25 protein-coding genes and 1 pseudogene are annotated in these 24,582 nt (G+C 62.6%); 15 read left to right on the forward strand and 11 right to left on the reverse strand.

Translation table 11 applies throughout. From position 1 onward, the window contains the following. Positions 1-7: 7 nt before the first annotated feature. Positions 8-1,999 (reverse strand): AI-2E family transporter, encoded by a 1,992-nt coding sequence (locus tag ACMYR2_RS14745; RefSeq protein WP_416194107.1) that lies wholly within the window; start codon positions 1,997-1,999, stop codon positions 8-10. Positions 2,000-2,232: 233 nt separating this feature from the next. Between ACMYR2_RS14745 and ACMYR2_RS14750 the strand changes: the two genes are divergently transcribed. From ACMYR2_RS14750 to ACMYR2_RS14760, 3 genes are read left to right on the forward strand one after another with little or no spacing between them, the layout of a single operon-like run. Then, positions 2,233-2,532 carry a BrnT family toxin gene (locus ACMYR2_RS14750; protein WP_347264214.1) on the forward strand — a complete coding sequence of 100 codons (300 nt, stop codon included), beginning with the start codon at positions 2,233-2,235 and terminating at the stop codon, positions 2,530-2,532. Further along, entirely contained in the window at positions 2,519-2,776 is a 258-nt protein-coding gene (gene brnA / locus ACMYR2_RS14755) for a type II toxin-antitoxin system BrnA family antitoxin (RefSeq protein ID WP_347264215.1), read from the forward strand. Before ACMYR2_RS14750 ends, brnA begins: the two co-directional genes overlap by 14 nt. A gap of 11 nt (positions 2,777-2,787) precedes the next feature. After that, positions 2,788-3,138, forward strand: a complete 351-nt coding sequence (locus tag ACMYR2_RS14760; RefSeq protein ID WP_347264216.1) for a hypothetical protein — start codon at positions 2,788-2,790, stop codon at positions 3,136-3,138. A 255-nt stretch (positions 3,139-3,393) separates the two neighbouring features. Here the strand turns inward: ACMYR2_RS14760 and ettA are convergent, their stop codons facing one another. Beyond that, positions 3,394-5,043 (reverse strand): energy-dependent translational throttle protein EttA, encoded by a 1,650-nt coding sequence (ettA, locus tag ACMYR2_RS14765; RefSeq protein WP_347264217.1) that lies wholly within the window; start codon positions 5,041-5,043, stop codon positions 3,394-3,396. Between the two features lie 402 nt (positions 5,044-5,445). Here ettA and ACMYR2_RS14770 point away from each other — a divergent pair, with 402 nt between their 5' ends. Then, positions 5,446-5,649: a hypothetical protein gene (locus tag ACMYR2_RS14770; protein WP_347264218.1), complete on the forward strand. Its 204-nt coding sequence runs from the start codon at positions 5,446-5,448 to the stop codon at positions 5,647-5,649. Between the two features lie 131 nt (positions 5,650-5,780). Then, complete coding sequence (locus tag ACMYR2_RS14775) at positions 5,781-5,975, forward strand: hypothetical protein (protein WP_347264219.1); 195 nt, start codon at positions 5,781-5,783, stop codon at positions 5,973-5,975. 127 nt (positions 5,976-6,102) lie between these two features. Here ACMYR2_RS14775 and ACMYR2_RS14780 read toward each other — a convergent pair whose 3' ends face one another. Next, positions 6,103-7,233 carry a L,D-transpeptidase gene (locus ACMYR2_RS14780; RefSeq protein WP_416194108.1) on the reverse strand — a complete coding sequence of 377 codons (1,131 nt, stop codon included), beginning with the start codon at positions 7,231-7,233 and terminating at the stop codon, positions 6,103-6,105. Between the two features lie 331 nt (positions 7,234-7,564). Here ACMYR2_RS14780 and ACMYR2_RS14785 point away from each other — a divergent pair, with 331 nt between their 5' ends. Then, positions 7,565-8,383: a hypothetical protein gene (locus ACMYR2_RS14785; RefSeq protein ID WP_347264221.1), complete on the forward strand. Its 819-nt coding sequence runs from the start codon at positions 7,565-7,567 to the stop codon at positions 8,381-8,383. Between the two features lie 152 nt (positions 8,384-8,535). Here ACMYR2_RS14785 and sseA read toward each other — a convergent pair whose 3' ends face one another. The 3 genes from sseA to ACMYR2_RS14800 form a co-directional block, all read right to left on the reverse strand. Next, positions 8,536-9,390 (reverse strand): 3-mercaptopyruvate sulfurtransferase, encoded by an 855-nt coding sequence (gene sseA / locus ACMYR2_RS14790; protein WP_347264222.1) that lies wholly within the window; start codon positions 9,388-9,390, stop codon positions 8,536-8,538. 303 nt (positions 9,391-9,693) lie between these two features. After that, entirely contained in the window at positions 9,694-10,287 is a 594-nt protein-coding gene (locus ACMYR2_RS14795) for a GNAT family protein (protein ID WP_347264223.1), read from the reverse strand. A gap of 137 nt (positions 10,288-10,424) precedes the next feature. After that, a complete protein-coding gene (locus ACMYR2_RS14800) occupies positions 10,425-10,793 on the reverse strand; it encodes a hypothetical protein (RefSeq protein ID WP_347264224.1) in 369 nt (122 codons plus the stop codon). 189 nt (positions 10,794-10,982) lie between these two features. Between ACMYR2_RS14800 and ACMYR2_RS14805 the strand changes: the two genes are divergently transcribed. The 8 genes and pseudogenes from ACMYR2_RS14805 (at position 10,983) to ACMYR2_RS14840 (ending at position 19,609) form a co-directional block, all read left to right on the forward strand. After that, positions 10,983-11,795, forward strand: a complete 813-nt coding sequence (locus ACMYR2_RS14805) for a PAS-domain containing protein (protein ID WP_347264225.1) — start codon at positions 10,983-10,985, stop codon at positions 11,793-11,795. Positions 11,796-11,889: 94 nt separating this feature from the next. Beyond that, positions 11,890-12,105 (forward strand): hypothetical protein, encoded by a 216-nt coding sequence (locus ACMYR2_RS14810; RefSeq protein WP_347264226.1) that lies wholly within the window; start codon positions 11,890-11,892, stop codon positions 12,103-12,105. 71 nt (positions 12,106-12,176) lie between these two features. Then, the gene (gene uvrB, locus ACMYR2_RS14815) at positions 12,177-15,206 is read left to right on the forward strand and encodes an excinuclease ABC subunit UvrB (protein WP_416193232.1); all 3,030 of its coding nucleotides are present in this window, start codon (positions 12,177-12,179) and stop codon (positions 15,204-15,206) included. Positions 15,207-15,391: 185 nt separating this feature from the next. Further along, the gene (locus ACMYR2_RS14820; protein ID WP_416193233.1) at positions 15,392-15,913 is read left to right on the forward strand and encodes a hypothetical protein; all 522 of its coding nucleotides are present in this window, start codon (positions 15,392-15,394) and stop codon (positions 15,911-15,913) included. Further along, positions 15,906-17,137: pseudogene (locus tag ACMYR2_RS14825) on the forward strand (HlyD family secretion protein). Before ACMYR2_RS14820 ends, ACMYR2_RS14825 begins: the two are co-directional and overlap by 8 nt. Positions 17,138-17,362: 225 nt before the next feature. Next, positions 17,363-17,698, forward strand: coding sequence for a hypothetical protein (locus ACMYR2_RS14830; protein WP_347265137.1), 336 nt, complete (start codon positions 17,363-17,365; stop codon positions 17,696-17,698). A gap of 264 nt (positions 17,699-17,962) precedes the next feature. Beyond that, positions 17,963-18,850, forward strand: a complete 888-nt coding sequence (locus ACMYR2_RS14835) for a hypothetical protein (RefSeq protein WP_347265136.1) — start codon at positions 17,963-17,965, stop codon at positions 18,848-18,850. Positions 18,851-19,138: 288 nt separating this feature from the next. Continuing rightward, positions 19,139-19,609, forward strand: coding sequence for a hypothetical protein (locus ACMYR2_RS14840; RefSeq protein WP_347265135.1), 471 nt, complete (start codon positions 19,139-19,141; stop codon positions 19,607-19,609). A gap of 224 nt (positions 19,610-19,833) precedes the next feature. Here ACMYR2_RS14840 and ACMYR2_RS14845 read toward each other — a convergent pair whose 3' ends face one another. The 4 genes from ACMYR2_RS14845 to lgt all read right to left on the reverse strand — a co-directional run bounded on the left by ACMYR2_RS14845 (position 19,834) and on the right by lgt (position 23,722). Next, positions 19,834-20,787, reverse strand: coding sequence for a ribose-phosphate pyrophosphokinase (locus ACMYR2_RS14845; RefSeq protein WP_416193234.1), 954 nt, complete (start codon positions 20,785-20,787; stop codon positions 19,834-19,836). Positions 20,788-20,962: 175 nt separating this feature from the next. Beyond that, entirely contained in the window at positions 20,963-21,733 is a 771-nt protein-coding gene (gene pgeF / locus ACMYR2_RS14850; RefSeq protein ID WP_347265279.1) for a peptidoglycan editing factor PgeF, read from the reverse strand. Further along, positions 21,730-22,854, reverse strand: a complete 1,125-nt coding sequence (locus tag ACMYR2_RS14855; RefSeq protein ID WP_347265280.1) for a class I SAM-dependent methyltransferase — start codon at positions 22,852-22,854, stop codon at positions 21,730-21,732. Before ACMYR2_RS14855 ends, pgeF begins: the two co-directional genes overlap by 4 nt. Next, entirely contained in the window at positions 22,847-23,722 is an 876-nt protein-coding gene (gene lgt, locus ACMYR2_RS14860) for a prolipoprotein diacylglyceryl transferase (protein WP_347265281.1), read from the reverse strand. Before lgt ends, ACMYR2_RS14855 begins: the two co-directional genes overlap by 8 nt. A 340-nt stretch (positions 23,723-24,062) precedes the next feature. On the opposite strand from lgt, the gene ACMYR2_RS14865 reads away from it, so the two are divergent. Further along, the gene (locus tag ACMYR2_RS14865; RefSeq protein WP_011315709.1) at positions 24,063-24,320 is read left to right on the forward strand and encodes an accessory factor UbiK family protein; all 258 of its coding nucleotides are present in this window, start codon (positions 24,063-24,065) and stop codon (positions 24,318-24,320) included. 21 nt (positions 24,321-24,341) lie between these two features. Here ACMYR2_RS14865 and ACMYR2_RS14870 read toward each other — a convergent pair whose 3' ends face one another. Then, positions 24,342-24,494 (reverse strand): hypothetical protein, encoded by a 153-nt coding sequence (locus ACMYR2_RS14870; protein WP_347265282.1) that lies wholly within the window; start codon positions 24,492-24,494, stop codon positions 24,342-24,344. Positions 24,495-24,582 lie beyond the last annotated feature (88 nt).

Below are 24,582 nucleotides of genomic sequence, written 5' to 3' on the forward strand. Positions count from 1 at the left end.
CCGCCGATTATTTATGCCGTGAAGTCCCTCCGCGGCCGGCGCTCGCGGCCGGCTGTTTCTGCCTTGAAACCGGCAGCGGCTGATGTCGCGCATGCGGAATGACGCCCTTCTCGCGCGCACCATCTTGCGCGACCGTTTGATCGACCAGCGACAGGCAATAGGCGGCGGCCTCTCCCAGGTTCTCCGCGACCGCATCGGCCTTGAGATGGTCTCTTGCCATTCCGCTGTTGGTGCACCCCCAGCAACAAACCAGGATGCGCGCCCGTGGCATCTTGCGGCGCAGCTTGCGCACGAGATGGCGCGTGTGGGCCGGGCTGCCGTCATCAAGCGTCGAAATGCACACCAGCATCACGCCCGAGGCGTCAAGCTGGAAAATCCCGCTTGTCGACGTCTCCTCCTTGCTCGCAGCGCGCGCGCCAAGACCATGCTTCGACAGGATCTCAGCCAGAAACATCGCGGCCGCCTGATCGAGATCACTGCGCTCGGCGACGCACAACACCGGGAACTCGGCCCGCCAATCCGGCGGAAGGCCTTCGCGGATGATGAACGGCAGTTCGGGCATCGGGGCATCGGCCGTCACGTCCGATTCATCAGCGCCGTCCTTCGTTTGATGCCCCGCCAGGACATCATCGAATTCGGAAGCCAGTCCCTCGATGACCTCGGCGACGCTGTCCCTGATTTCGGCCACGCGATCCGGCAACAACCGCTCGCGCTTGAGATCGGCCTGCGCCAGCATCAAGCCCTTCAACGCGACGTTCTCATAATATTCGGCGAGCGAGCGCTCCTTCAGAAACTTCTCCGCCATCTCGACGGCCTCCGCCGGATCGTCGGCCAGCATCCGCTGATAGAACAGTTCCGGCGGCGACAGCGCGGGCCGGTCACCCAGCAAAATATCCAGAAACCTGAGTTGTTCGACATGACGGCCGAGCACGACGAGGCAGATCGTCAACGGGGTCGCGAGGACAAGCCCGATCGGTCCCCACAGCGCCGTCCAGAACGTCGCCGAGACCACGACGGCGACCGGCGACAATCCGCTGCTGTGTCCCACCAGCAAGGGGTCGAACACCTGACCGACGATCAACTCCGTCAGCAGAATGAGCGCGCCGCTCCACAGCAGCATCGACCAGCCCGGATCGACCGCCACGGCCAGCGTCAGGGGAAAAAACGCCGCGATGAACGGCCCGACATAGGGCACGAAACGCATGATCGCGGCCAGGATTCCCCACAGGATCGCGCTGGGAACGCCGATCAACAGCAGCCCGGCGGCCACGATCACCCCGAATCCGGTGTTGAGCAGAACCTGCATCAGGAGAAGACGGCTGAGGCGGCCGGCCGCGTCGTCGATCGCCGCGGTCGCGGACTGCAGATCGTTCGATCCCGCGAGCTTGATGAACCGGTTGCGCAGATCTTCCCGCTGGAACAGGATGAAGATCACGAACACGACCACGATGCCGATCGTCGCCAGCGGATGCAGCAGCGGGCTGATGAGCGCGGAGATATTCTCAAGGGCGGACTGCGGCGGCGTGCGCACCTCGACCGGGATGGGTTTGACCGGCTCGGCCGTTCCGGACGAGGGCGAAATTTCCGCCGGTGGCGGCAGGCTCTGTGGTCCGCTGATTTCCTTGCCGAGATTCTGAAGAAGCTCCGCCGCGCGATCCAGCGGCCCTGTCGCCGTCAGCGCCCGCAGCGATTGGATCTTTTGCTGCATGGTCTGCTGGTAACTTGGCAGGCTGTCCGCGAGTCCCCTGACCTCCCTCACGATCAGGCCGCCAAGAGCGAAAATCGCGATGAAGGCAAGCAGCACCACGACGGGCACGCTGGCGGCGCGCGGAAAATGCCATTGCTCAAGAATATCCACCAGCGGGGCAAGCACGAAGCTCAAAAGCACCGCCAGCACGATCGGCACGAAAATCTCGCGCCCCACATACAGCCCGCAGATCACAAGCGCGGCGATAACGGCCGAGGCTAACGCCCGATCGCCGAACCCTCCTCCCGCCATCCGCGGCGCTACCCTCGCGTCCAGATCCAGACTCACCGCCGATGACCTCGATATTCGTGGTCCATCAATGGCCGGGGGGCGATTTGGTTCCATCGTGTTCCGAAGATGGCGAACTGGAGATTCTTCTACTACCCAGGCGCTGAGTCCCCTTGACCTGCCGCTTCAATTTTTCTTTCCGCCGTCACGACGAGCGGCCTGCTTGTATTTCGTGTATATTATAGTAATATACACAAATGATCGACCTCGATCGGATCGCAGGGTTTGAATGGGACGACGGCAACCGCCGCAAGAACGCAGACAAGCACGACGTGAGTTCGGCGGAAGCCGAAAGTATATTCTTCAACGACCCGCTGATCGTTGCCGGGGACGAAAAGCACAGCCGAAGCGAACAGCGCTTCAACGCGCTTGGACAAACGACGGAACAGCGTCTGCTGCACGTCACGTTCACGCTGAGGAGAAGCGGAACGCTGATCCGTGTGATCTCGGCTCGCGACATGAATCGAAAGGAGCGGAAAATCTATGAGCAAGCCTAAGCCTGTTCCCGCCTTCAAGAGCGAGGCCGAGGAACGCAAATTCTGGGAAACCCACGACTCCACGGACTATGTCGACTGGAGCACCGCGCAGCGTGTGCGCTTCCCGAACCTGAAGCCGTCAACGACGGCGATTTCGCTGCGGCTGCCGGTCAGCCTGCTCGAGCAGATCAAGATCGCCGCCAACAAGCGCGACGTGCCCTATCAGTCGCTGATCAAGATGTGGCTGGCAGAGAAGGTGGGATAGGTGATTATCCGATGGAATGGATCTTGCCGTTACTCGCGGGCCTAGGAATTGGCTCACTACTCAAGTCGATGGCCGACCATTTTATGGCGCGGCGAGCAAGTACAAGTGATCGTTGGTATCAGGAAAAACGAGAATCCTACTTAGGCTTACTTCAAGCGCTTCACGACGCAGCAATCCATCCCTCTGATAAAAACTCTATGGCATTCGCCCTATGGCAAACGCGTTGTGAATTGTTTGGATCGAAAGATGTCGCAATGTATGCGCAAGCGATGGTAGATACAAACGATGGTCCAGGTGAGCAGCGTAACGAAGCTTTCAAGAATCTGAATTCAAGCAATGAAAGCAGATTTTGGGCCGGATAGATAATGCCCAATATAGCATGATAAAAAGAGCAAGCTCGGATCGTTTCATCGCCTTTGTAAGCGAAGCAATCCATAAATTTCATCACGAGTAGCCGGATTGCTTCATCGGTTACGCTTCCTCGCACTGACGAGATAGCGATTTCGAGTAGAATGGAATTCGATTCGCGTGGACAAAACACATGAAAATAAAGATAGAGTCTTTCACCGCTCCTATAAAGCTGTGAAAGACTCTACTAGTCACGCCCTAAGCACCGCTCACCGCGTCAGCTTCTTGTACTTCACCCGGTGCGGGATGACGCTGTCCTGACCGAGCCGGCGCATCTTGTCCTTCTCGTAGTCCTGGAAGTTGCCCTCGAACCATTCGACGTGGCTGTCGCCCTCGAAGGCCAGGATATGCGTGGCGATGCGGTCGAGGAACCAGCGGTCGTGGCTGATCACCACGGCGCAGCCGGCGAAATCCTCCAGCGCCTCTTCCAGCGCGCGCAGCGTGTCGACGTCGAGATCGTTGGTCGGCTCGTCGAGCAGCAGCACGTTGGCGCCGGACTTGAGCATCTTGGCAAGATGCACGCGGTTGCGCTCGCCGCCCGACAGCGCCCCCACCTTCTTCTGCTGATCGGCTCCCTTGAAATTGAAGGCCGAGCAATAGGCGCGCGAGCTGACCTCTTTCTTGCCGAGCAGGATCTGATCGGTGCCGCCGGAAATCTCCTCCCACACGGTCTTCGACCCGTCGAGCGCGTCGCGGGACTGATCCACATAACCCAGTTGCACCGTCTCGCCGACCGTGATCGTGCCCTTGTCCGGCGTCTCCTGCTTGGTGATCATGCGGAACAGCGTGGTCTTGCCGGCGCCGTTGGGGCCGATGACGCCGACGATGCCGCCGGGCGGCAGCTTGAAGGTCAGATCATCGATCAGCAGGCGATCGCCGAATGATTTCGACAAGCCCTCGAAGTCCACGACGTTGGCGCCAAGCCGCTCGGAAACCGGGATGATGATCTGCGCGGTCTGGGTCTGCTTCTCGCTGGCCTTGGCGAGCAACTCCTCATAGCGCTGGTAACGCGCCTTGGATTTCGCCTGCCTGGCCTTCGGCGAGGCCGCGATCCATTCCTGCTCCCGCGCCAGCGTCTTCTGATGCGCGGCGTCCTCGCGGCCTTCCTGCTCCAGCCGCTTCTGCTTCTGCACGAGCCATGAGGAGTAGTTGCCCTCGTAAGGAATGCCCCGGCCGCGATCGAGTTCGAGAATCCAGCCTGTGACGTTGTCGAGGAAGTAGCGGTCGTGAGTGACGATCAGGATCGCACCCGGATAGTTGCGCAGGTGACCTTCGAGCCACGACACAGACTCGGCGTCGAGGTGGTTGGTCGGCTCGTCCAGCAGCAGAAGGTCCGGCTGGTCGAGCAGCAGCTTGCACAGCGCGACGCGGCGGCGCTCGCCGCCGGAGAGCTTCGTCACATCGGCGTCATCGGGAGGGCAGCGCAGCGCGTCCATCGCCTGATCGACCTTGCTGTCGAGATCCCAGAGGCCCTGCGCCTCGATCTCGTCCTGCAATTTCGTCATCTCGTCGGCGGTTTCGTCCGAATAGTTCATGGCGAGATCGTTGTAGCGATCGAGGATCGCCTTCTGCTTGGCGACGCCTTCCATGACGTTCTCGCGCACGGTCTTGGCGGGATCGAGCTGCGGCTCCTGTTCGAGATAGCCGACGCGGGCGCCTTCCGCGACCCAGGCCTCGCCGGTGTAGTCCTTGTCGAGGCCGGCCATGATCTTCAGCAGCGTCGATTTACCCGAGCCGTTGACGCCGAGCACGCCGATCTTGGCGTCGGGATAGAACGACAGATGGACGTTATCGAGCACCTTGCGGGTCGGATAAGCCTTGGTCAGGCCCTGCATGAAGTAGATGAACTGGCGCGCCATCGTGATTCCTAAACTGCGTGATATCCAAAGGTCGCGGCGGTGGCGTTCAGAACGTTCTCTTCCGCCTTGCGGCGAGACCGTCAGGAAAACCTCTCAACCGGGCCGCACGCCGACCGACCGAAAGTTTGCGCCTCTTGAAGCCAAAGCCGCTGAACAGGCCGCGAGGGCCGGACTTCGAATTCAGGGACGCTGGTTTCTGGAAAGTTTGCTGTCCGCTGATGTAGCCGCGCGGCGGCGAAAGGGCAACCTTGCCTTAACCACACAGAAAGGTTGACGAAAGCAACACTCCGTTTCGTCTCATTCAAACCGCCTTTTAATTGAATCGGTGAAGAATGGCGAGACGAGCATCGTGACGGTCAGGAAGCTCGCGGCCCAACCAGACAGTATCAAGGCAGTAACATCATGGCGACCAGCGTATCGGCGTCAGCCTCCGACCGGACCGAAAAGCAGGATCATCAGCGCGGACGGCTTCACGGCATTCGCGCGCGATGGCGCGAGTTCATCGCAATCACGTTCAACTCCTACCGGCCCGAACTGCATTACATGCGCGGACCCGGACCGGCCTGGCGGGCCAAGCACGGCGGGCAACCGCCGGTCCGCTCCTAGACGTTTTCGAGCGAAGTGGAATCCGGTTCGCGTGAAAACGCTCCAATGAATGGGCCGCGCAGCCGAAGTCAGCGCCACCTAACATCGCGTATCGCCACGCCGATCGGCGAAGCAGGACGAAGGAACATCTGATGGCCGATTTCCGACCCAATTCCTTGTCGCGGAGAACGCCAGGCCCCGATCATCCTCGGCGCGGGCCCGATCGTCACTCAAGGCCGTCGCATCCCGGCTGCGAAGTCACGCAGAACTACGGCCACTATTACATCGAGATGGTCGAGACCATCGCCACGTGGCTCAAGGGCGCACGGGTCCGCGCGCTGCGGTAAGCGGAAGCGTTTTCGAGTCAAGCATGTCCTCGGGCTTGCCCCGAGGATGAACACCGGTCCCCGTCAGGAGAAGCCGCGCAGGCGACATCGTTACGCCCCCGCGTCGTCCGTGGGCGCGAATCGGGGGCTACCGGATCGTTACCGGTTCCGGCAGCGGCGGCACCGAGGTCGGCTGAGTTCCGGGCAGGCTCGCCGTCCGCGGCGGCAGCGGATTCGGCGTCGCGCTCGACGAGGCCGGAGCCGGCTGAGTAGTGGAAGCGGTCGTGTCCGTGCGCGGCGGACCGCCCGGCAGCACGACAACGCGCGTGCCGACCTTTACGCGATCGAACAGATCCGACACGTCCTCGTTGAGCATGCCGATACAGCCTGACGACACGAACTTGCCGATGGTCGAAGGCTGATTGGTGCCGTGGATGCGATAGACCGTCGAACCGAGATACATGGCGCGCGCGCCCAGCGGATTACCGGGACCACCCGCCATGAAGCGCGGCAGATACGGCTGGCGTTCGATCATTTCGGTCGGCGGATGCCAGTCCGGCCATTCCGCCTTGCGGCTGATCTTCTGCACGCCGGCCCAGGTGAAGCCGTCGCGGCCGACGCGCACGCCGTAGCGGATCGCGCGATTGTTGCCGAGAACATAGTACAGGTGCGTGTTCGACGTATCGACCACGATGGTGCCCGCCGGCTCCTTGGTGGAGAAACTGACTTCCTTGCGGCGCAGTCTCTCCGGCAGTTGCTTCTCACCGCCCTGATCGACCTCCGGCTGCTCATCCGGCGGCAGCGCGGACATCGGCGTCGGCTTGCCGTCCGCGCCCACTGGAGCCGGCGGCCTGAAGCCGGCATCCGGTCCGCCGGTCGAAGCGACCGTTTGCGGCGCGCGCGTCGGATATTGATACTGCGAGGGACCGGGCTGCCCGTAACGGGGATCGTCGGGCGACATCACCGGACCCGGCGAAGGTTCGCGATTCGAATAGACCGGCGAGGAACCGGGGCTGCCGTAGCGCGGATCGTCCGGCGACATCACGGGGCCGGGCGGCGGCAACTCGACGGAGTTGTGCCGCTGCATCGATTGATCGTCGGCCGGATCGAAACCGGGAAGCGCATCGACCGCGCCTGAACGGTCGTCTTCACCCGGATAGGCGGAGGGCGGCGTGGAATAGATCGGGCTCGGCGGCGGATATCCCTGCGCCGAGGCTAACGAGATTCCCCCTGCCCCTGCCGCGATCGCCGCAAAAACCGTCAGAATGCGTTTGATCATCATCGCCCTTGTATAAATCCAACTAGACACCGGATCGTTAACGGCGACATCGCGCAGGATCGCGGCGCATTCAAGACGATTCCGCCAAAAGCCTCCTGAAACGGTCATAATTCGCGGATCGCGGCGAACCGTGACCTTCGGGCATCACCGGCTGGCCTCGCCTGTTCCCGCAAACGTCCCGGCGAGGCTTGCGGGAGGCGGTTTTTGGGGCGCGCAAGCGAGCCCCTTGCTGTATTCTGGGCACACTCTGATTCGGCGATCTGCCCCGTAATGCAGTCGCGTTGATAGCGGATTATCGTCAGAAGACACGCGGGAAGGCGCAAACCTGCTCATGCTACCCGGCTTTCGCTCCTTATTCGTCGCGATCACGCTGACGATCTCGATGCTGATCTTCGGCCTGGGGGCCGCGGCTTTGCTGCGAGCAACCCACGAAGAGTTCGCAAGCCTGCCTCTCAAACAGACGCCCGACGTCACGTTCGGATCCGGAGAAACCCAACAGCCGACGCTGGCCGTGCTACAGGTTGATAAACCCGCCGCCGAGCCCACCACGCCGGAAGCAAGCCAGCGCGACGCACAGAGCGCGGAGGCGGCCTCGCCGGACGCACAGCAGGAAACCGGCGCGCCGACAGCCATCACGCCAGCAACGGATGCGCCTCCGGCCACGCCCACCGCAGACACGCCCGCGACTTCGGCCGAAGCGACTCCGGCCGAAGCGATTTCGGCCGACGAAGCGCCGGCAGCTTCTCCGCTGCCATCAGGCCCCGTCGCCTCCCCGTCAGCGGCCGGCACGACCCCTCCCGTCAACGCGGCCGCGCCGGAGCCATCGGAGCCGGTGACAGGCCCAGGCGACGAGACGCCCGTCAAAGCAGGCGAAGCCGTCAAGCCGCCGAGCGCAACCACGACCCCTGCCGCGAAAAGCGAAGCCTCCCCGACTGACGGCAAAACAGCCGAGGTCGGAGAAGCCACGACATCTCCGGTCAAGGATGACTTCAAACCACCCCTGCCAAGCCAACGTCCCGCGGAGGCCGCGAAGGCGGGCGATCCCGTGCCGTCGGCTACCAAACGCTCGTCCGCAAAGGAGTCGCGCGCCGCCAAGCGGCACTCCCATCGCCATCGCCACCGCCATAAGACCCGCCACTCACATCGTTGATCACGGCAGCCTTTTGATCACGGGCAACCCTTCCGCTTTTGATGAATCAGAGGCGGAGTCCATGATTGTGATTTAACGCGTTTTCTTCACGCGAACCGGATTCCGCTTCGCTCGAAAACGCGATAGCCGCGGGGTCGTTTCAGGGGTTATTTTCAGGCGGGTCCGGTGGCGATCGGCGGTCCCTCCTCCAGGCCCCACTCCGACCATGATCCGTCGTAGAGAGCCGCCCCCCTCGCGCCGAGACGGTGGAGCGCCAGCGTCAGCACCGCGGCTGAAACCCCCGAGCCGCAGGTGGTGACGATCGGCTTTGCCAAATCCACGCCGGCGCGGGTAAACGCGGCGCGAATTTCGTCCGGCGGTTTCATGACGCCGCTCGCGGGATCGAGCAACGCGGTGTACGGCAGGTTACGGCTGCCGGGGATATGACCTGAACGCAAGCCCTGCCTCGGCTCCGCCACCGCGCCCGTGAAGCGAGCCGCCGCCCGCGCATCGACCAGCTGCTCGCGGCGTGAGGACAGGTTGCCCACGAGCTGGGCCTTGCCGCGCACATAAAGCGGATCGAAGGTCGCGGTGAAGTGGCCCGGCTTCGGCGAAACCTTGCCGGATTCAACGGGACGGCCTTCCGCCCGCCATTTCTTCAGGCCGCCGTCAAGCACCCGGACATCGTCATGGCCGAACGACAGGAACATCCACCACGCCCGCGGCCCGGCAAGCCAGCCGCCATTGTCATAAACAACGACCGTATCCTTCGAGGAAATCCCGAGCGTGCCGACATCGCGCGCGAACTGCGCGGCATCAGGATACATATGCGGAAGCGGCGATGCACGATCCGATACGGCATCGACATCGAAAAACACCGCGCCCGGAATATGCGCGGCATGAAAATCATCGACCGCCGGTGGCAGCACGCCGGGCATCTTGAACGAGGCATCGATGACCTTGACCTCACCGAGATGCGCGGCCAGCCATTCGGTGGAGACAAGAGGGTCGTCGAGGGTGGAGGCCATTGCGAAGTCCATCATCAGGCTAGAGCATCGGACCCGAAAGTGGGAACCGGTTTCGGGATAAATCCGATGCTCCATCAATTAACTAGAGCGGCGGCGCTGATTCCATTTGACCGGCCGCCGCTCTAATAGCGTTTTCGAGCGAAGCATGTCCTCGGGCTTGAGCCCTAAGGATGGATCCGGTTCGCGTGAAGAAAACGCGTAAAACATAAAGATAGATAGAGTCTTTCACCGTTTCCATGAAGCGGTGAAAGACTCTTATCAGACGTCAGCAACAGGTCCGCTCGCGTGATGAGACCGGCGGACCTATCGACGCTTTTCATTGAGCTCGTAGGAGAGATGCGCCTTCACTTTCGGCCACTCACCGGGAAGGATACTGTAGACGACGGTGTCCCGCAGCGTCACGTTTGGTGACATCTGCCGATTGCGCAGGGTGCCATCCTGCTTGGCGCCGAGCCGCTCGAGGCCGCGCCGGCTGACATGATTGAAGACGTGAGTACGGAACTCGACGGCGATGCAATTCAGCTTCTCGAACGCGTGGGTGAGCATCAGCAGCTTGCACTGGGTATTGACCGCCGTGCGCTGAACGCGCTTCGCATACCAGGTCGAACCGATCTCGACGCGACAGCTTGCGGAATCGACGTTCATGTAGGTTGTCATGCCCGCGATTCGTCCCTCCGCATCCCGCACCGTGAAGGGCAGCATGGTTCCGGCTGCCTGCAGAGACAGCCGCCGCTCGATCTCGGCCTCCATTTTCTCCGGCGCCGGAACGAAGGTGTACCAGATCTTCCAGATTTCGCCGTCTTTTACCGCGTCCACAAGGGCTTCGCGATGTTCCTGCGATAACGGCTCGAGCCGCGCATGAGGTCCTTCGAGTGTGACCGGCTGCAGCCAGGGCATAGCTTACTCCGTTCCTTGTACCGCCATTTGCGCGATCGCGGCGAAATTTGCAAAAGCAATTTTGCCTGACTTCACGTCGCGATCGCGCGGCGGGACAGATGCAGGCGGCTGCAAGGAAGCCGGGCAAGCCGCCTGAACTACTTCGTCTCCTGCTTTGTCTCCTCCTTCGCCGGCGTTTTTTTGTCATCCTTCGCCGGCGGCTGCGGTTGCTTCCTGCTCGCCGCCTGAAGTTCGGCCACGGCCTTCCGCAAATCGGCAACCGTGCTCTCAAGCACCTGTATCTGCCGGTTGGCCGCGTCGATCTTCCTGCTGCTGTCAGTGACCTGTCGGGTGAGTGAGGCCTGCAGGAAATTGATATTGCTCTGCAGGCAGCTCGTTCGCCGCTCCATCTTCTTTTCGACGGTGCATATCTCAATGCCGGGAACGTCCTGGGCCGGGGCGGCGCCGGAGCCGAGCATGGAGAGGGGTGCGATCATCAGCATCAACGGAAGGCTTCGGTTGTTCATTGAACCTCTCATCTCGCACATGAGTCCCTGACAACGGCCTCGCCAGACGCCGCACAAGGGACGGGGCATTCGTTTCAAATCGCATTCTGCCGCGTTAGACGCCGTTAACGCTGGCGGTAAAAACCTTGCGATCGTGCAACCACTTGTCATCGAACCGGATTTAATCTCGTTCGGTATCATGGAACGGTGATGCGCATCGACTGGCGAATGATGTTGGGCCCGGCTCTCGCGATGCTGATCGCAGGCGCGTCCATCTATGCCGATCACGACCTCGCCGCCGTTCCGAACCTGTCAGCACTATATATCTGTGTCGTCGCACTCGCCGGCTCGCTTGGTGGGACAGGTTCCGGCCTGATCAGCGCAGCCATAGCTGTTCTGGTCTCCGCGGGTTTTCTGAAGAATGAAAACGCGGCGGTGGCTGACGGTTCCATCGTTCTGCATCTCGGATTGCTGACCCTGGCCGCCAGCGGCGCCGCCCTGATCACCGGCTTGCTGCGCTCGCGGATGATGAATGCGCTCGAACGGGAGCGTGAGCGGCACGCGACAGCAGCACGGCTGACCGCGGCCCTCGACCAGACCGGCATCGGAATCGTCATGCTCGACGCGGATACCCGCGCGGAGTTCATCAACCGCGCATTCCGGCATTACTTTTCGCTCCCGGATGAGAAGGCCGACAGCAGGCCGCCGTTTATCGCACTGATGTATCATGGCCGCGATACCGGCGCATTTGAACTGCCGCAAGATGAACTTAGCCATTTCATCGCCGAGCGCGTCAGCATGGTGCGCGCGGGCGACCCGACCCCGATAAACATTAAACTCAGAAACGGCGAGGTGCTGCGCTTCATCTGCACGGCGCTTCCGGACGGCGGCCGGATGCTGAGCTATACGCCGGTGACCGATCTGATTCGCCGCACCGACGATCCGGCGGATGCCGACTACTATCTGTCGCTACGCGGCGGCGACCGCCGGCTCCCGGTCCATCGCCTTCGCGCGGCCGAATAATCTCGCCGCCGAAGGAATCCTCTGGCCGGGATTTCATGCGCATCGATCCCGAAGTATGGTTGCGCATCGATCCACCCGGCCTGAGAATGCTCCCATGACACGCCGGACCGGACAGCAAGCCGTTCGCCGCCTCCTATGTTCCGGGTGCGGGACGGAATTCACTTGCGATCCGTCCGGGAACTGCTGGTGCGCCGAGGAGGCGGGGCGGCTGCCGATGCCCACCGACGGCGGCGATTGCCTGTGCCGCGATTGCCTGCGAACGGCGGTGTCGAGGTCGTCATCGCCAAAGTCATTATCGCCCAAGACGTGATCGCGGCATCGGTGCGCATCCGTGTGATTGCGCCCTTTCGTGCGCGCTGGATTCGCCCCATATTGCCTTGCATGGCGAAGACTCCCGATCCCCCGCAACAATCCGGTAGACTGCCGAGCGCACAAAAGTCCAAAACCTCGAAATCGAAGGCGCATCGTCCCGACGTGCAGCCGATCGGGCCGGCCTTGGCCGACCTGCTCAATCCGGCCATCAACCGCGGCGATGCCGGTCTCGGGTCGGGAACCGGTCTGCAACCCCCGCCCGACAATTCGTGGGACCGCCGCTCCGGCGGCGAGGCCGCGGCGCATCGCGCCCGAAGATCAACGCGCGGCAAGAGCGATGCGACCGCGAAACGGGATGCGGCGGGTCCACCCTCTACCCTCAAGGGGGAGGTGAAGAAGGGGAGCGGCTTCGACGAAGCGCCGCAATCGGAGTTCGCGACCCCGAACTACGGCACATCGGCCACTATTCCGACGCTCGATCCCGAACTGGCGCGACAGCTGGGCCTTCCCACCGCCGAGGACGACGAAGACGCCCTGGCGCGACCACCGCGCAGCAAGATGGAGGGCCTCGGCGTCAAGGCGACGGCGGAATCGCTGGAGGCGCTGCTGCGCGACGGCCGGCCCGAATTCAAGACGGGCGACGGCTCGCTGAAACTCTGGACGCCGCACCGCCCGCCGCGACCCGAGAAAAGCGAAGGCGGCGTGCGCTTCGAGATCAGGTCGGAGTATCAGCCCAAAGGCGACCAGCCGCAGGCGATCCGCGAACTGGTGGATGGCATCCAGCGCAACGACCGCACACAAGTCCTGCTTGGCGTCACCGGCTCCGGCAAGACCTACACCATGGCCAAGGTGATCGAGGCGACGCAGCGCCCTGCCCTGATTCTTGCGCCGAACAAGACGCTGGCGGCGCAGCTCTACGGCGAGTTCAAGAGCTTCTTTCCCGACAACGCGGTGGAATACTTCGTCAGCTATTACGACTACTATCAGCCCGAAGCCTACGTCCCCCGCACCGACACCTACATCGAGAAGGATTCCTCGATCAACGAGCAGATCGACCGCATGCGCCATGCGGCGACCCGTGCGCTGCTGGAACGCGACGACGTCATCATCGTCGCCTCGGTCTCGTGCATCTACGGCATCGGCTCGGTCGAGACCTACACCGCGATGACCTTCGCCTTGAAGCGCGGCGAGCGCATCGACCAGCGCCAGCTCATCGCCGATCTGGTGGCGCTGCAATACAAGCGCACCAGCGCCGATTTCACCCGCGGCACTTTTCGCGTGCGCGGCGATGTCATCGACATTTTCCCGGCGCACTACGAGGACCGGGCCTGGCGCGTCAACCTGTTCGGCGACGAGGTCGAAAGCATCGAGGAGTTCGATCCCCTCACCGGCCACAAGCAGGACGAACTCGACTTCATCAAGGTCTATTCCAATTCGCACTATGTGACGCCGCGTCCGACGCTGGTGCAGGCGATCAAGAACATCAAGGTGGAACTGAAGCAGCGGCTCGACGAACTGCACGCGCAGGGCCGCCTTCTGGAGGCGCAGCGGCTGGAGCAACGCACCACCTTCGACCTCGAAATGATGGAGGCCACGGGAAGCTGCGCCGGCATCGAGAACTATTCGCGTTACCTCACCGGCCGCCGCCCGGGCGAGCCGCCGCCGACGCTGTTCGAATACGTCCCCGACAACGCGCTGGTGTTTGCCGACGAAAGCCACGTCTCGATCCCGCAGATCGGCGCGATGTTCAAGGGCGACTTCCGCCGCAAGGCGACGCTCGCCGAATACGGCTTCCGCCTGCCCTCCTGCATGGACAACCGGCCGCTGCGCTTCGAGGAATGGGACATGATGCGCCCGCAATCGATCGCGGTGTCCGCCACCCCCGCCGCATGGGAGCTGAACGAAAGCGGCGGCGTGTTCGTCGAGCAGGTGATCCGCCCGACCGGCCTGATCGATCCCCCGGTCGACATCCGTCCCGCGCGCACGCAGGTGGACGACCTCGTCGGCGAGGTGCGCGCCACCGCGGCGAAGGGCTACCGCTCGCTCATCACCGTGCTGACCAAGCGCATGGCAGAGGACCTCACCGAATATCTGCATGAGCAGGGCATCCGCGTCCGCTACATGCATTCGGACATCGACACCATCGAGCGCATCGAGATCATCCGTGACCTGCGGCTCGGCGCGTTCGACGCGCTGGTCGGCATCAACCTGCTGCGCGAGGGTCTTGATATTCCGGAATGCGCGCTGGTCGCCATCCTCGACGCCGACAAGGAGGGCTTCCTGCGCAGCGAGACCTCGCTGATCCAGACCATCGGCCGCGCGGCCCGCAACGTCGAAGGCCGGGTGATCCTCTATGCCGATCAGGTCACCGGATCGATGCAGCGCTCCATCGCCGAGACCGACCGCCGCCGCGAGAAGCAGGTGGAATACAACACCGCCAACGGCATCACGCCGGAGAGCGTCAGGAAATCCATCGGCGACATCCTCAACAGCGTCTACGAGCGCGACCATGTGCTGGTGGAAATCGGCGACGGCGCGGGCTCAGGTTTTCTGGCCGACGACGCGATCGCGATCGGCCATAACTTCGAGGCGGTGCTCTCCGATCTGGAAACGCGGATGCGCGAAGCCGCCGCCGACATGAACTTCGAGGAGGCCGCAAGGCTGCGCGACGAGGTGAAGCGGCTGCGCGCCACCGAGCTTGCGGTGGTCGACGATCCCACCATCAAGCAGCGCGGCGTCGCCGCGAAGGCCGGCAGCTACGCCGGCAACAAGAAGTATGGCGACGCGGCGAACCTGCCGGCGCGTCTCGACAAGGCGGCGCAAGGCAAGGCAGCCGGCAAGTTCGGCAAACGTGGCTCATCAACCTCGAAAGTCCACAAGCCCTCGCTCGACGAGATGGGCATCGCCACCTGGCACGAGGTCAAGCCGACCGACGCTCGGCCGAAACCGCGCAAGCCTACGCTGGATGAAATGGGCCCCGGAACGGAAAGCCGCATCTATCAGCCGACCTCATCGCGTGAAGCCGGCCCGGAGTTCGGCTCCAGCCCCCGCTCGACCGGCGGCGCACCGGGAAAACGAGGCGGGTGGAAGAAGAGGTGACCGGGCGCCGTCGGCCAAACAATCACGAAAAGCTCACCGTGCTCTCGACATGACGGCTACCGACGCCGCAAAATGCCGCCGCAGCTTACCGTACTTGCCAAATTCCAAGCCTGTGCAATGATGCCAACCTTCGGCAAATGCCGGCTAAACTTTTTCAGTTGGTTGTTTCCGGAATGGAGGACCGCTTGAGCGAGTTGCTTCATCCAAACGCCCCCCACGATCTTCCCTCCTTCATTACCGCGCCCGGTGATACGGATGTCTTGATGGTGGTTGTGGGCGTCATCCTGCTTGGAACCGTTCTGGCGGTCGGCAATATCTATCTGCGGCTACATACCCTGCCGGAGCGGATGGCGCACAGATCCCAAAAGCTGCAGTTCGAGATCGTCGCCGTTCTCGGCTTACTGGCGCTGTTCACCCACATGCATGTGTTCTGGGTGGCGGGGCTGTTGCTGGCGATGATCGACTTGCCGGATTTCAGCACCCCGCTGCGCAGCATCGCAGGCTCCGTGGCGGCAATTGCCGGCGTCCAGCCGGGCGCGGAGGCACCCCGACCGCCGCACGATATCGCGACCGCCGTCGCACCTGGCTTGGCGAAACCAGACTTGGCGAAACCGGATTTGGCGAAACCGGATTTGGCAAAGGCGTCCGACAAAAAGGAACCCGGCGAGGATGACGCCGGCGCTAGCGGGTTGCCGGGTCATGCTTGAACTGCTGCTCTGTTCGCTGCTGACGATCGTCCCCGATTATCTTTACCGGCGCTACGCACAGGGAAAGCGGCTTGGCCGCGAAATCACGCTCTACACCGTCTGGTTCGAGCTGAGGTGGGGCATTACCGCCTGTTTGATGCTCACGGTCGCTCTGATCACGGTGATCTTCTATTTCCATCCCTCGACGACGACAGCGACCCTGTACTTCAGGACCGTCCCGATCATCCCCGAGACAATCGGGCGGGTGGCCGAGGTTCGTGTCGATTTCAGCGCGCCTGTGAAAAAGAACGACGTGATCTTCAAGCTCGACAGCACGAAACAGGACGCAGCGCTGGAAACCGCTCGGCGCAAGATCGCTGAGGTGGATGCCGCGCTTGGCGCTGCACAGGTCGATATCATCAAGGCGGATGCCCAGATCCAAGAAGCCAAAAGCGCATACAAACAGGCGTCCGACGAGCTTAACGTGAAGCGCGAACTGCAAAGGCGCAATCCGGGGATCGTCCCCCAACGTGACATCGAGAAACTCGAGGTCCTGCTCGCGGGACGGGAGGGCACCGTCAATGCCGCCAATGCGGCCAAACAATCCGCGATGACCCGCATGACATCGCTTCTTCCCGCGGAGAAGGCCAGCGCCGAGGCGGCGCTGGCACAGGCGCAGGTTGATCTCGACAAGACCTACATTCGCGCCGGCGTTGACGGACGCGTCGAGCAGTTTTTGTTACGGCCTGGCGACATCGTCAACCCGATGATGCGATCGGCGGGAATCCTGATCCCGGAGGGCGCGGGAAAACGGGCCCTGTCGGCGGGATTCGGCCAGATCGAAGCGCAGGTGATGAAGGTCGGAATGGTGGCGGAGGCCACCTGCATTTCGAAACCGTGGACCATTGTTCCGATGGTGATCACCAGCGTACAGGACTACATCGCGGCGGGTCAGTTCCGGGGCGGCGAGCAGCTCGTCGAGGCGGGGCAAACTCTGCGTCCAGGCTCGATTCTCGTCTTCCTCGAGCCGCTCTACAAAGGCGGCCTGGAGGGCATCACACCGGGAAGCAGTTGCATCGTCAACGCCTACACCAGCAACCACGACCAGATCGCGTCAAAGATACCGGTGCCTTCAAGCGCTTCGCGCTCCACGCCGTAGACGCCGTGGGGATCGTGCATGCCATGCTGTTGCGCATCCAAGCCCTTGTACTTCCCGTCAAGACGCTGGTCATGAGCGGGCATTGAGACTTGTTTTTCGATCTCAAAAGCAACAGCGTGTCAAAACGATCCCGCGATTGCGACACTTCTCGCCGCGTGCTGGCTTCTGATTCAACCGTCGTTGAATCAGAAGCCAGCATTATCTTTTTTGATTGATCATGATCTTATCCAAAAAACGATTTTCACTTTTCGGGGTCATGCTCTAAGCATGAAGCGATTTTCTCATCACATCATCGCGCGGGGGCACCCTCCATGGCGGACGCCGATCTCGACGTCATCATCCGGCGGCTCGCGAAGCAGCAGCACAAAAGCCTGATCGGTGCAGTCAAGGCGCGGCGCGACCGCTATCTCGCCCTCGCCGCCAAGGCGAAGGACGCCGCGGGCAGGCAGCGCCTGCGGCAGATGGCGAAGCACGCCTTCGAGGAAGGCACAGCCGCCGCAAAGCGGATGCAGATGTCCGCCGACAACGCCGCCGACAGCTATGCACGCGCGATGCGGCGGGCGGCCGACAGGCTCGCGACCGAACAGGCCGCAACGCCGAAGAAAAAATCCGCCAAAACAACGAAACGGAAAGCCGGGAAGACCTGAATACGCACGGTGCTCTCGCCGCGTCCGCTTCAACACCTTCGGTTCCGATTTCAGCGCGCGTTGACCGCGTAGCGGCTCGCGGCATGCCTGGGCATATCCCGCGGCTTCCGCATCGATAGAGACCGGCGTCACCGCGCGGCCGCGGCAGGATTTACCATAGTAATCGTAAAAGGCTTCCCGCCGCCGCGCGCATCCCCGCGCGCCATAATTTCGAACGAACGCGGCGGCATTGTGCATCCTCGGAATCGGCGGGCTGGCGGAACCATGGCTTCAATAATGCGATGTGCGGGTTTGCTGCTTCTGCTGGCTGCCGCCGGCTGGACGACCGGAACATTGCCGGCGCGATCGGAAGCACCTGACATTCGGGACAATCAGGGGGAGCAGGTCGCCTCCCCTGGCGAGCAGCCCGGCGATTCCGACATCGACTGGAGCCAGCTCGATGTCGATGGCTTCACCCTGACGGAGGACATGCCGCCGCAAGTCCTTCGTTCGCAGCGTCCGACCCAGGCTGCATCCGGCGCAGGTCTGGCCTGGACCTCACATGATCAGGCGGACGGTTCCGCCGCCCTCACCGCGAAACGTTCGGTTTCATCGCTCTGGGACACACAGGTCGGAACCGACCTGACCGTCATCCGTCAACCATCGCCGCTGACGGCGTCGGAACAGGCGGCGGGCAGATTTGCAACCAATACTCCCCCATCACAGTCCTCGGGCCAGGCATGGGCGGCCGTCAACGCGCCCGGCCTGGGGCGGATCTGGGACAAGACCGCGCTTGAAGGACGGATCGATCCCGCCCGTAACCAAACCATGCTCGATACCTCGCTCAGCAAGTCGCTGCCTCTCAGCGATGGCCGTTACGCGCTGACCCTTCGAAACGGCTACAACATCATTCAACAGGACGCGCTGTCGGTCCCCGGCATCAAGGGAACGCGACATTACAATACCGACCAATCGGCCAGGCTGAACCTCACCGACACCGGCACCAGCGTGATCGCGGGGCAGTCGCTTTCATCGACCGATAATAAATGGATTCGCAGAATAGGCGCTGAGCAAAAGCTGTCCGACGGCCTCAGCATCACCGGCGCGGTCAGTGAAACGCCGCAAGGACCGCTGAGCGCGAGCCTGACCGCAGCGTTCAAGCGCAAGTGGTGACCTCGCCAGACGGGGCTGATTTCAGCGATTCAACGCTGCCCGCCGCAGATCGGCCCCGATGTCGTCAAAATCGACAGTCCTGATAGCGGCCCTCTGGCGCGTATTCCGCAAAAGTGGATACCGGTTTTGCGATCAGAATACGCGCCGGGCCGGTTGGTAAGAAGAAAACGCGTCAAACAATAATCCAAGGCTTCGCTTCCGATTCAAACAGAAGCGAAAATGCTCTAGTATAAACTCGTCGTGCGGGGGACTTCCGCGCTCGCTCAACGCGAAACAGGGAACAAGCCGATGAACGCCACTCCATCTGAGAAAGCCGAAACAAGCGCGCCCGAAACCGACTCGAACCTCGCCGCCGTCTCGGAGGTGGAAGCGGGTATTCGCGATTTCGTGCGCAACGATATCGCCTATCTGCGCCGGCCCGCCGCCGGTGCCGCAAGCGCCGCGCCCGCCGCCCCCGGTGCTCCGAGCGCCCCCGGGGCTCCGAACGCCGACACCAAGCTGGAGCCGAGCACGGAAGCGACGGTCAACAACGTCAACTCGCTGATCCAGCGTGTCGCCGGAACTTCGCTCGCCGAGATCGAGAACCTCGTCACCGAGCTTGAGAGTCTCCGCGACCTGCTCCATGCGGAAGGACAAAGGGTTCAGCGCGAAATCTCGGGCTATGCCCAGTTGAGCCAGGCCGCGATGAAGTCGACCCGGATCATCGCGGACAACGTCGCGCAATGGAAACGCACGGCGGAAAACCTGCGCAACGAGTAGCGGCGGCCCGATCAGGAGTCCGTGGCAGGGACATTAAAGTTTGATCCAGACCTCGTCTGGTTCAGATTTTAGTCTGGTTCAGGCTTTAGAGCATCGGACCCGAAAGTGGGAACCGGTTTCGGGATAAATCCGATGCTCAATCAATTAACTGGAGCGGCGGCGCTGATTCCATTTGACCGGCCGCCGCTCTAATATCCGCTTCATCCCCGTTCCGGGTTTTCCGTTCAGTCGAACAGGCTCGACACCGATTGTTCGGCGGCAGTGCGATTGATCGCTTCGCCGATCAAGCCGGCGATCGACAGCAGGCGGATGTTGGCGGTCTTGTTGACGGCGTCGGTCGGCTGGATCGAGTCGGTAATGACCAGCTCTTTGAGTTTCGAGCCGGCGATGCGCGCGGCGGCGCCGCCGGACAGTACGCCATGGGTGATGTAGGCATAGACCTCGCGGGCGCCGTTGGCGAGCAGCGCGTCGGCGGCGTTGACCAGCGTGCCGCCGGAATCGACGATGTCGTCGATCAGAATGCAGGTATAGCCCGCGACGTCGCCGATCACGTTCATGACTTCGGACTCGCCGGCGCGCTCGCGGCGCTTGTCGATGATCGCCAGCGGCGCGCTGATGCGCTTGGCAAGGCCGCGCGCGCGGACCACGCCGCCGACGTCGGGGGACACCACCATCAGGTTGCCGAGTTCGAACCGATCCTTGATGTCGCGGACCATCACCGGAGACGCATAGAGGTTATCGGTCGGAATATCGAAAAAGCCTTGAATCTGTCCCGCATGCAGATCGAGCGTCAGCACCCGATCCGTTCCGGCGCGCGTGATCAGGTTGGCCACCAGCTTGGCCGAGATCGGTGAGCGCGAACCGACCTTTCGATCCTGCCGCGCATAGCCGAAATAGGGGATCACCGCGGTAATCCGGCGCGCCGAGGCGCGGCGCAACGCGTCCGTGATGATCAAAAGCTCCATCAGATGATCGTTGGTCGGATACGAGGTCGACTGGATCACGTAGACGTCCGAGCCGCGCACATTCTCCAGAACTTCGACGAAGATCTCGTTGTCGGCGAAGCGACGGACGCTGGCTTTCGTGAGTTCAAGCCCGAGCCATCTGCCGATTTCCCGCGCCAGCACCGGATTGGAGTTGCCGGCGACCAGCTTGACGGCGCCGTTCTTGGCGGACATCGACGCGTCTCCCCGCGATGTGGTGGATACAACGTTCAACATCCCGTCTCCAGGAGAACCTCTCCGATTCCGACGGAGGCGGTGTATCAAGGAGTAGCCAAGTCTGGCAATACGCCGCTGGCGGAATCCGGCGCGGATCGCGCGGAATCGGAAGGCCGGCGAAAAAAACCCTGTCCTACCCGGCCTCCAGCACGATCGCGTGGACATGGCGGCCGAAATCCGGCTCCCTGCGATGCACCGAGCGGCGGTAGCTGAAGAAGCGCTCGCTGGAATAGGTATCAAGGCCGGTGTCGTCGATCGTCCTTACGCCGGCGCGTTCAAGCCGCATCCGGATGAAGCCGCCAAGGTCGAACATCGCATGACCGTCCTGCTTTGACGGAATGAAGAACCGCGCATGGCCCGGATCAGCTTCCGTGAAACGGGTCACGAAGTCAGCGCCGACCTCGTAGCTTTGCTGGCGGATCAGAGGTCCGATCGCGGCGGCGATGTCACCGCGACGGCCGCCGAGAGATTCCATCGCATCGATGGTCTGTTCCAGCACGCCCGTCAGCGCGCCCTTCCAGCCGGCGTGCGCCGCACCGATGACCCGGGCGTGCGGATCGGCGAACAGCACCGGCCCGCAGTCGGCCGCGGTCACGCCGATCGCAAGCCCCGGCGTTCGCGTCACGATGGCGTCCGCGCGCGGCCGCGATGCGACGTCCCAGGCCCGGTCGGCCACCACGGCGTCGGGCGAGTGGACCTGGTAGAGCGACAGGAAGCTCGCCGGCTCAACCTCCATCACCTCGGCCATGCGCCGCCGGTTCTCGGCGACATGGGCCGGATCGTCCTGCGAGCCGATGCCGGCATTCAGGCTTGCATAGATGCCTTGCGAAACGCCGCCCTCCCGGGTGAAAAAGGCGTGCCGGAGCCCGGAAACCGTCGAAAGCAGGGTGGACGCCAGCGTCATGGCGTCCTGATCCCACCAAGCGCCTGATCGCTCAGTCCCACCAACACGGTGAGGCTGGGATCGGACACGCCGATCACCTTGAACATCGACCCCATGCCGCCGCGTCCGCCTTCCGTCAGGCGCTTCAGCGCCGTCGCGATGTCATCGGATAGTTCAGGCGTTGCCTTCGCCATCAGGTTGACGGCGCGAGCCTCGATGCCAAGCCGGCGCAGAAACTCGCCCTGCGGCACCGGCCCATGCACGCGCGCGCCGACATCCTCGGCGGCGCGGGCGAGCGCATCGAAATCCACATGGGCCGTTACATCCACGCGGCCGGGATATTTCAGCGGATCGGCAAAGCTGTGTCTTGAGATGGCCTGAAAGGTGTCGCCGGCGTCGCTGCGCACATGGCCGTAATCGATGATCAGCGCCGCGCCGCCGTTATCGCGGACGCGGGTTGCGATGGACATCATCTCGGCATCCGGACGCCACTCGAAAATCGCCCCGACCGGCGCCGCGCGCACCAGGGGCGGCAGCAGCGCGTCGAAGCGCGGCGTCGGCTCGGCGCTGACGCCGAACACGAGCTGGCCGCTGCCGTCGATGTCGACAACGCGCTCGTGCCAGCCGCCGTCGCGCCTGACCATCTGATGGACCGGAAGCACGTCGAAATATTCGTTGGCGAGAATGATCGCCGGTCCTTGCGGAACCTCATCCAGGCTCGTGTGCCACTCGATGTTCGGCGCGTCGGACAGCGCCGCCATCTGTTTCTCCACCAGCACCGGATTGATTTCGACCATGTGGACGCTGAGCGACTCATACATCGGTGGCAGCACCCGCAGCGCGCGCAGCGCGTCCGCCATCAGGGTGCCGCGGCCGGGGCCAAGCTCGATCAGCCGCAGCGGGTCGGGAGAGCCCATCATGCGCCACACCGACGCGGCCCACAGTCCGAGCAGTTCGCCGAACATCTGGCTGACTTCGGGCGAGGTGACGAAATCCCCCTCGCGCCCCAGTGGATCGCGCGCGATATAGTAGCCATGCTCGGGATGGGTCAGGCAAAGCTGCATATAGCGCCAGACCGGCAGCGGACCGGAGGTCTTGATCAGCTTCTTGATGTCGGTCAGCAGCGGCGAAGGTTCAGTCACGATCGACCTTGGTTGAAGCGCCCGGATTCGGGATCGCCTGCGCATCCGACGCCCGCGAGCCGCGGGACCAGGCGGCGTAGACAATGGCAAGTCCGATGATAAGCATCGGTATCGACAATAGCATTCCCATGGTCAATCCGCCCCACAGAAATCCGAGCTGCGGATCCGGCTCGCGGAAGAACTCGGAGACGATCCGCGCCATCGCGTACAGCGTGATGAAGCTGCCGAGAATCAGGCCCGGCCGCTTCAGCGCGCCGAGGCGGATCATCAGCGCGAGGACCGTGAACAGCAGGATTCCCTCAAGCGCCGCCTCATAGAGCTGACTCGGATGACGCGGCAGCGGGCCGCCGTTCGGAAACACCATGGCCCAGGGCAGGCTCGGGTCAGCCGGACGCCCCCACAATTCGCTGTTGATGAAATTGGCGATGCGGCCGAGAAACAGGCCGATCGGCCCGACCGCGGTGGCGACGTCACCGAGCGACAGGATCGGCAGGCCATGCCTGCGGCAGAACAGGATGACCGCCGCCACACAGCCCATGAAACCGCCGTGAAACGACATGCCGCCGTTCCAGAGCTGGAAGATCTGGGCGGGATGGCGGATGAAGTAATCCGGATTGTAGAACAGCACATAGCCGACGCGACCGCCGACGATGATGGCGATCGTCACCCACAGGATAAAATCGTCGAGCTGCACCACCGAGACCGGCGCCGGGCCGCCCCACAGTTTCTCGCTCCTGAGCAGGGCCCGCGCATAAAGCCAGCCGAGCATGATCCCGCCGATATAGGCCAGCGCATACCAGCGGATCGCGACCGGACCGAGAGAAATGGCGACGGGATCGAAGACGGGATAGGTGATGAGGAGAAACATCGGATTCGTTCGATCTATAGCGTTTTTGAGCGAAGTGGATGACCTGATCGCATGAAGAAAACGCGTCAGAACAACCATCCAAAGATGCGCTTCTGATTGAATCAGAAGCGTATCTTTGGGCGTCATGCCCGCGCTCGCCGCGGACATCCAGGTCTCGAACGGTCCCGTGACGATTGCAAGGGAAATCCCGCCCCGGCAAGGCTTATAGCGGTTCAAGACTTATAGCGGTTCAAGGCTTGCGATGGTTCAGGAGAGATCAAGCGGGCTTGAACTGGCGCGCCGGGATCGCCATTGTCTTTCGGGTGACGCGGCGATCTTGCCGCCCGCCGGAGACAGCAGGATGACGCAGACCAGCAACCGGTTTTTCGATGAGATCGGCCGGCTTATGAACGATACCGCCGGCGTGGCCCAGGGATTCAAGCGCGAGGTCGACGCGGTGGTCCGCCATCAGGCGGAAAAAATCCTGAGCGATCTCGACGTGGTCAAGCGCGAGGAGTTCGAGGCGGTGAAGGAGATGGCGCGGCTTGCGCGCGAGGATAATGAGGCGCTGAAGGCCCGCATCGCGGCGCTCGAGGCCAAACTCGGCCAAACCGGCTGAGCGGATCGCATTATGGCGAGATCAGCGAGAGGCGGCGTGCGCGACTGCGGCGCTCTCGAATGAATAGACGCCGTCGGCATAACCCTTCACCACGGTCCAGGTTGCCAGCGTAACCGCCAGCATCACCGTCGCGAACAGCACGCCGACGATCTTCAATCCGGTGCGGTCTGCCATAGCGTCCCCTGCCTCATAAAACATCTTCGAGATGAACATCTTCGAGATGAACATCTTCGAGATGAACATCTTCGAGAGAACATCTTCA

This window comes from Nitrobacter sp. TKz-YC01, from assembly GCF_047824785.1.
Classification (GTDB): Bacteria; Pseudomonadota; Alphaproteobacteria; order Rhizobiales; family Xanthobacteraceae; genus Nitrobacter.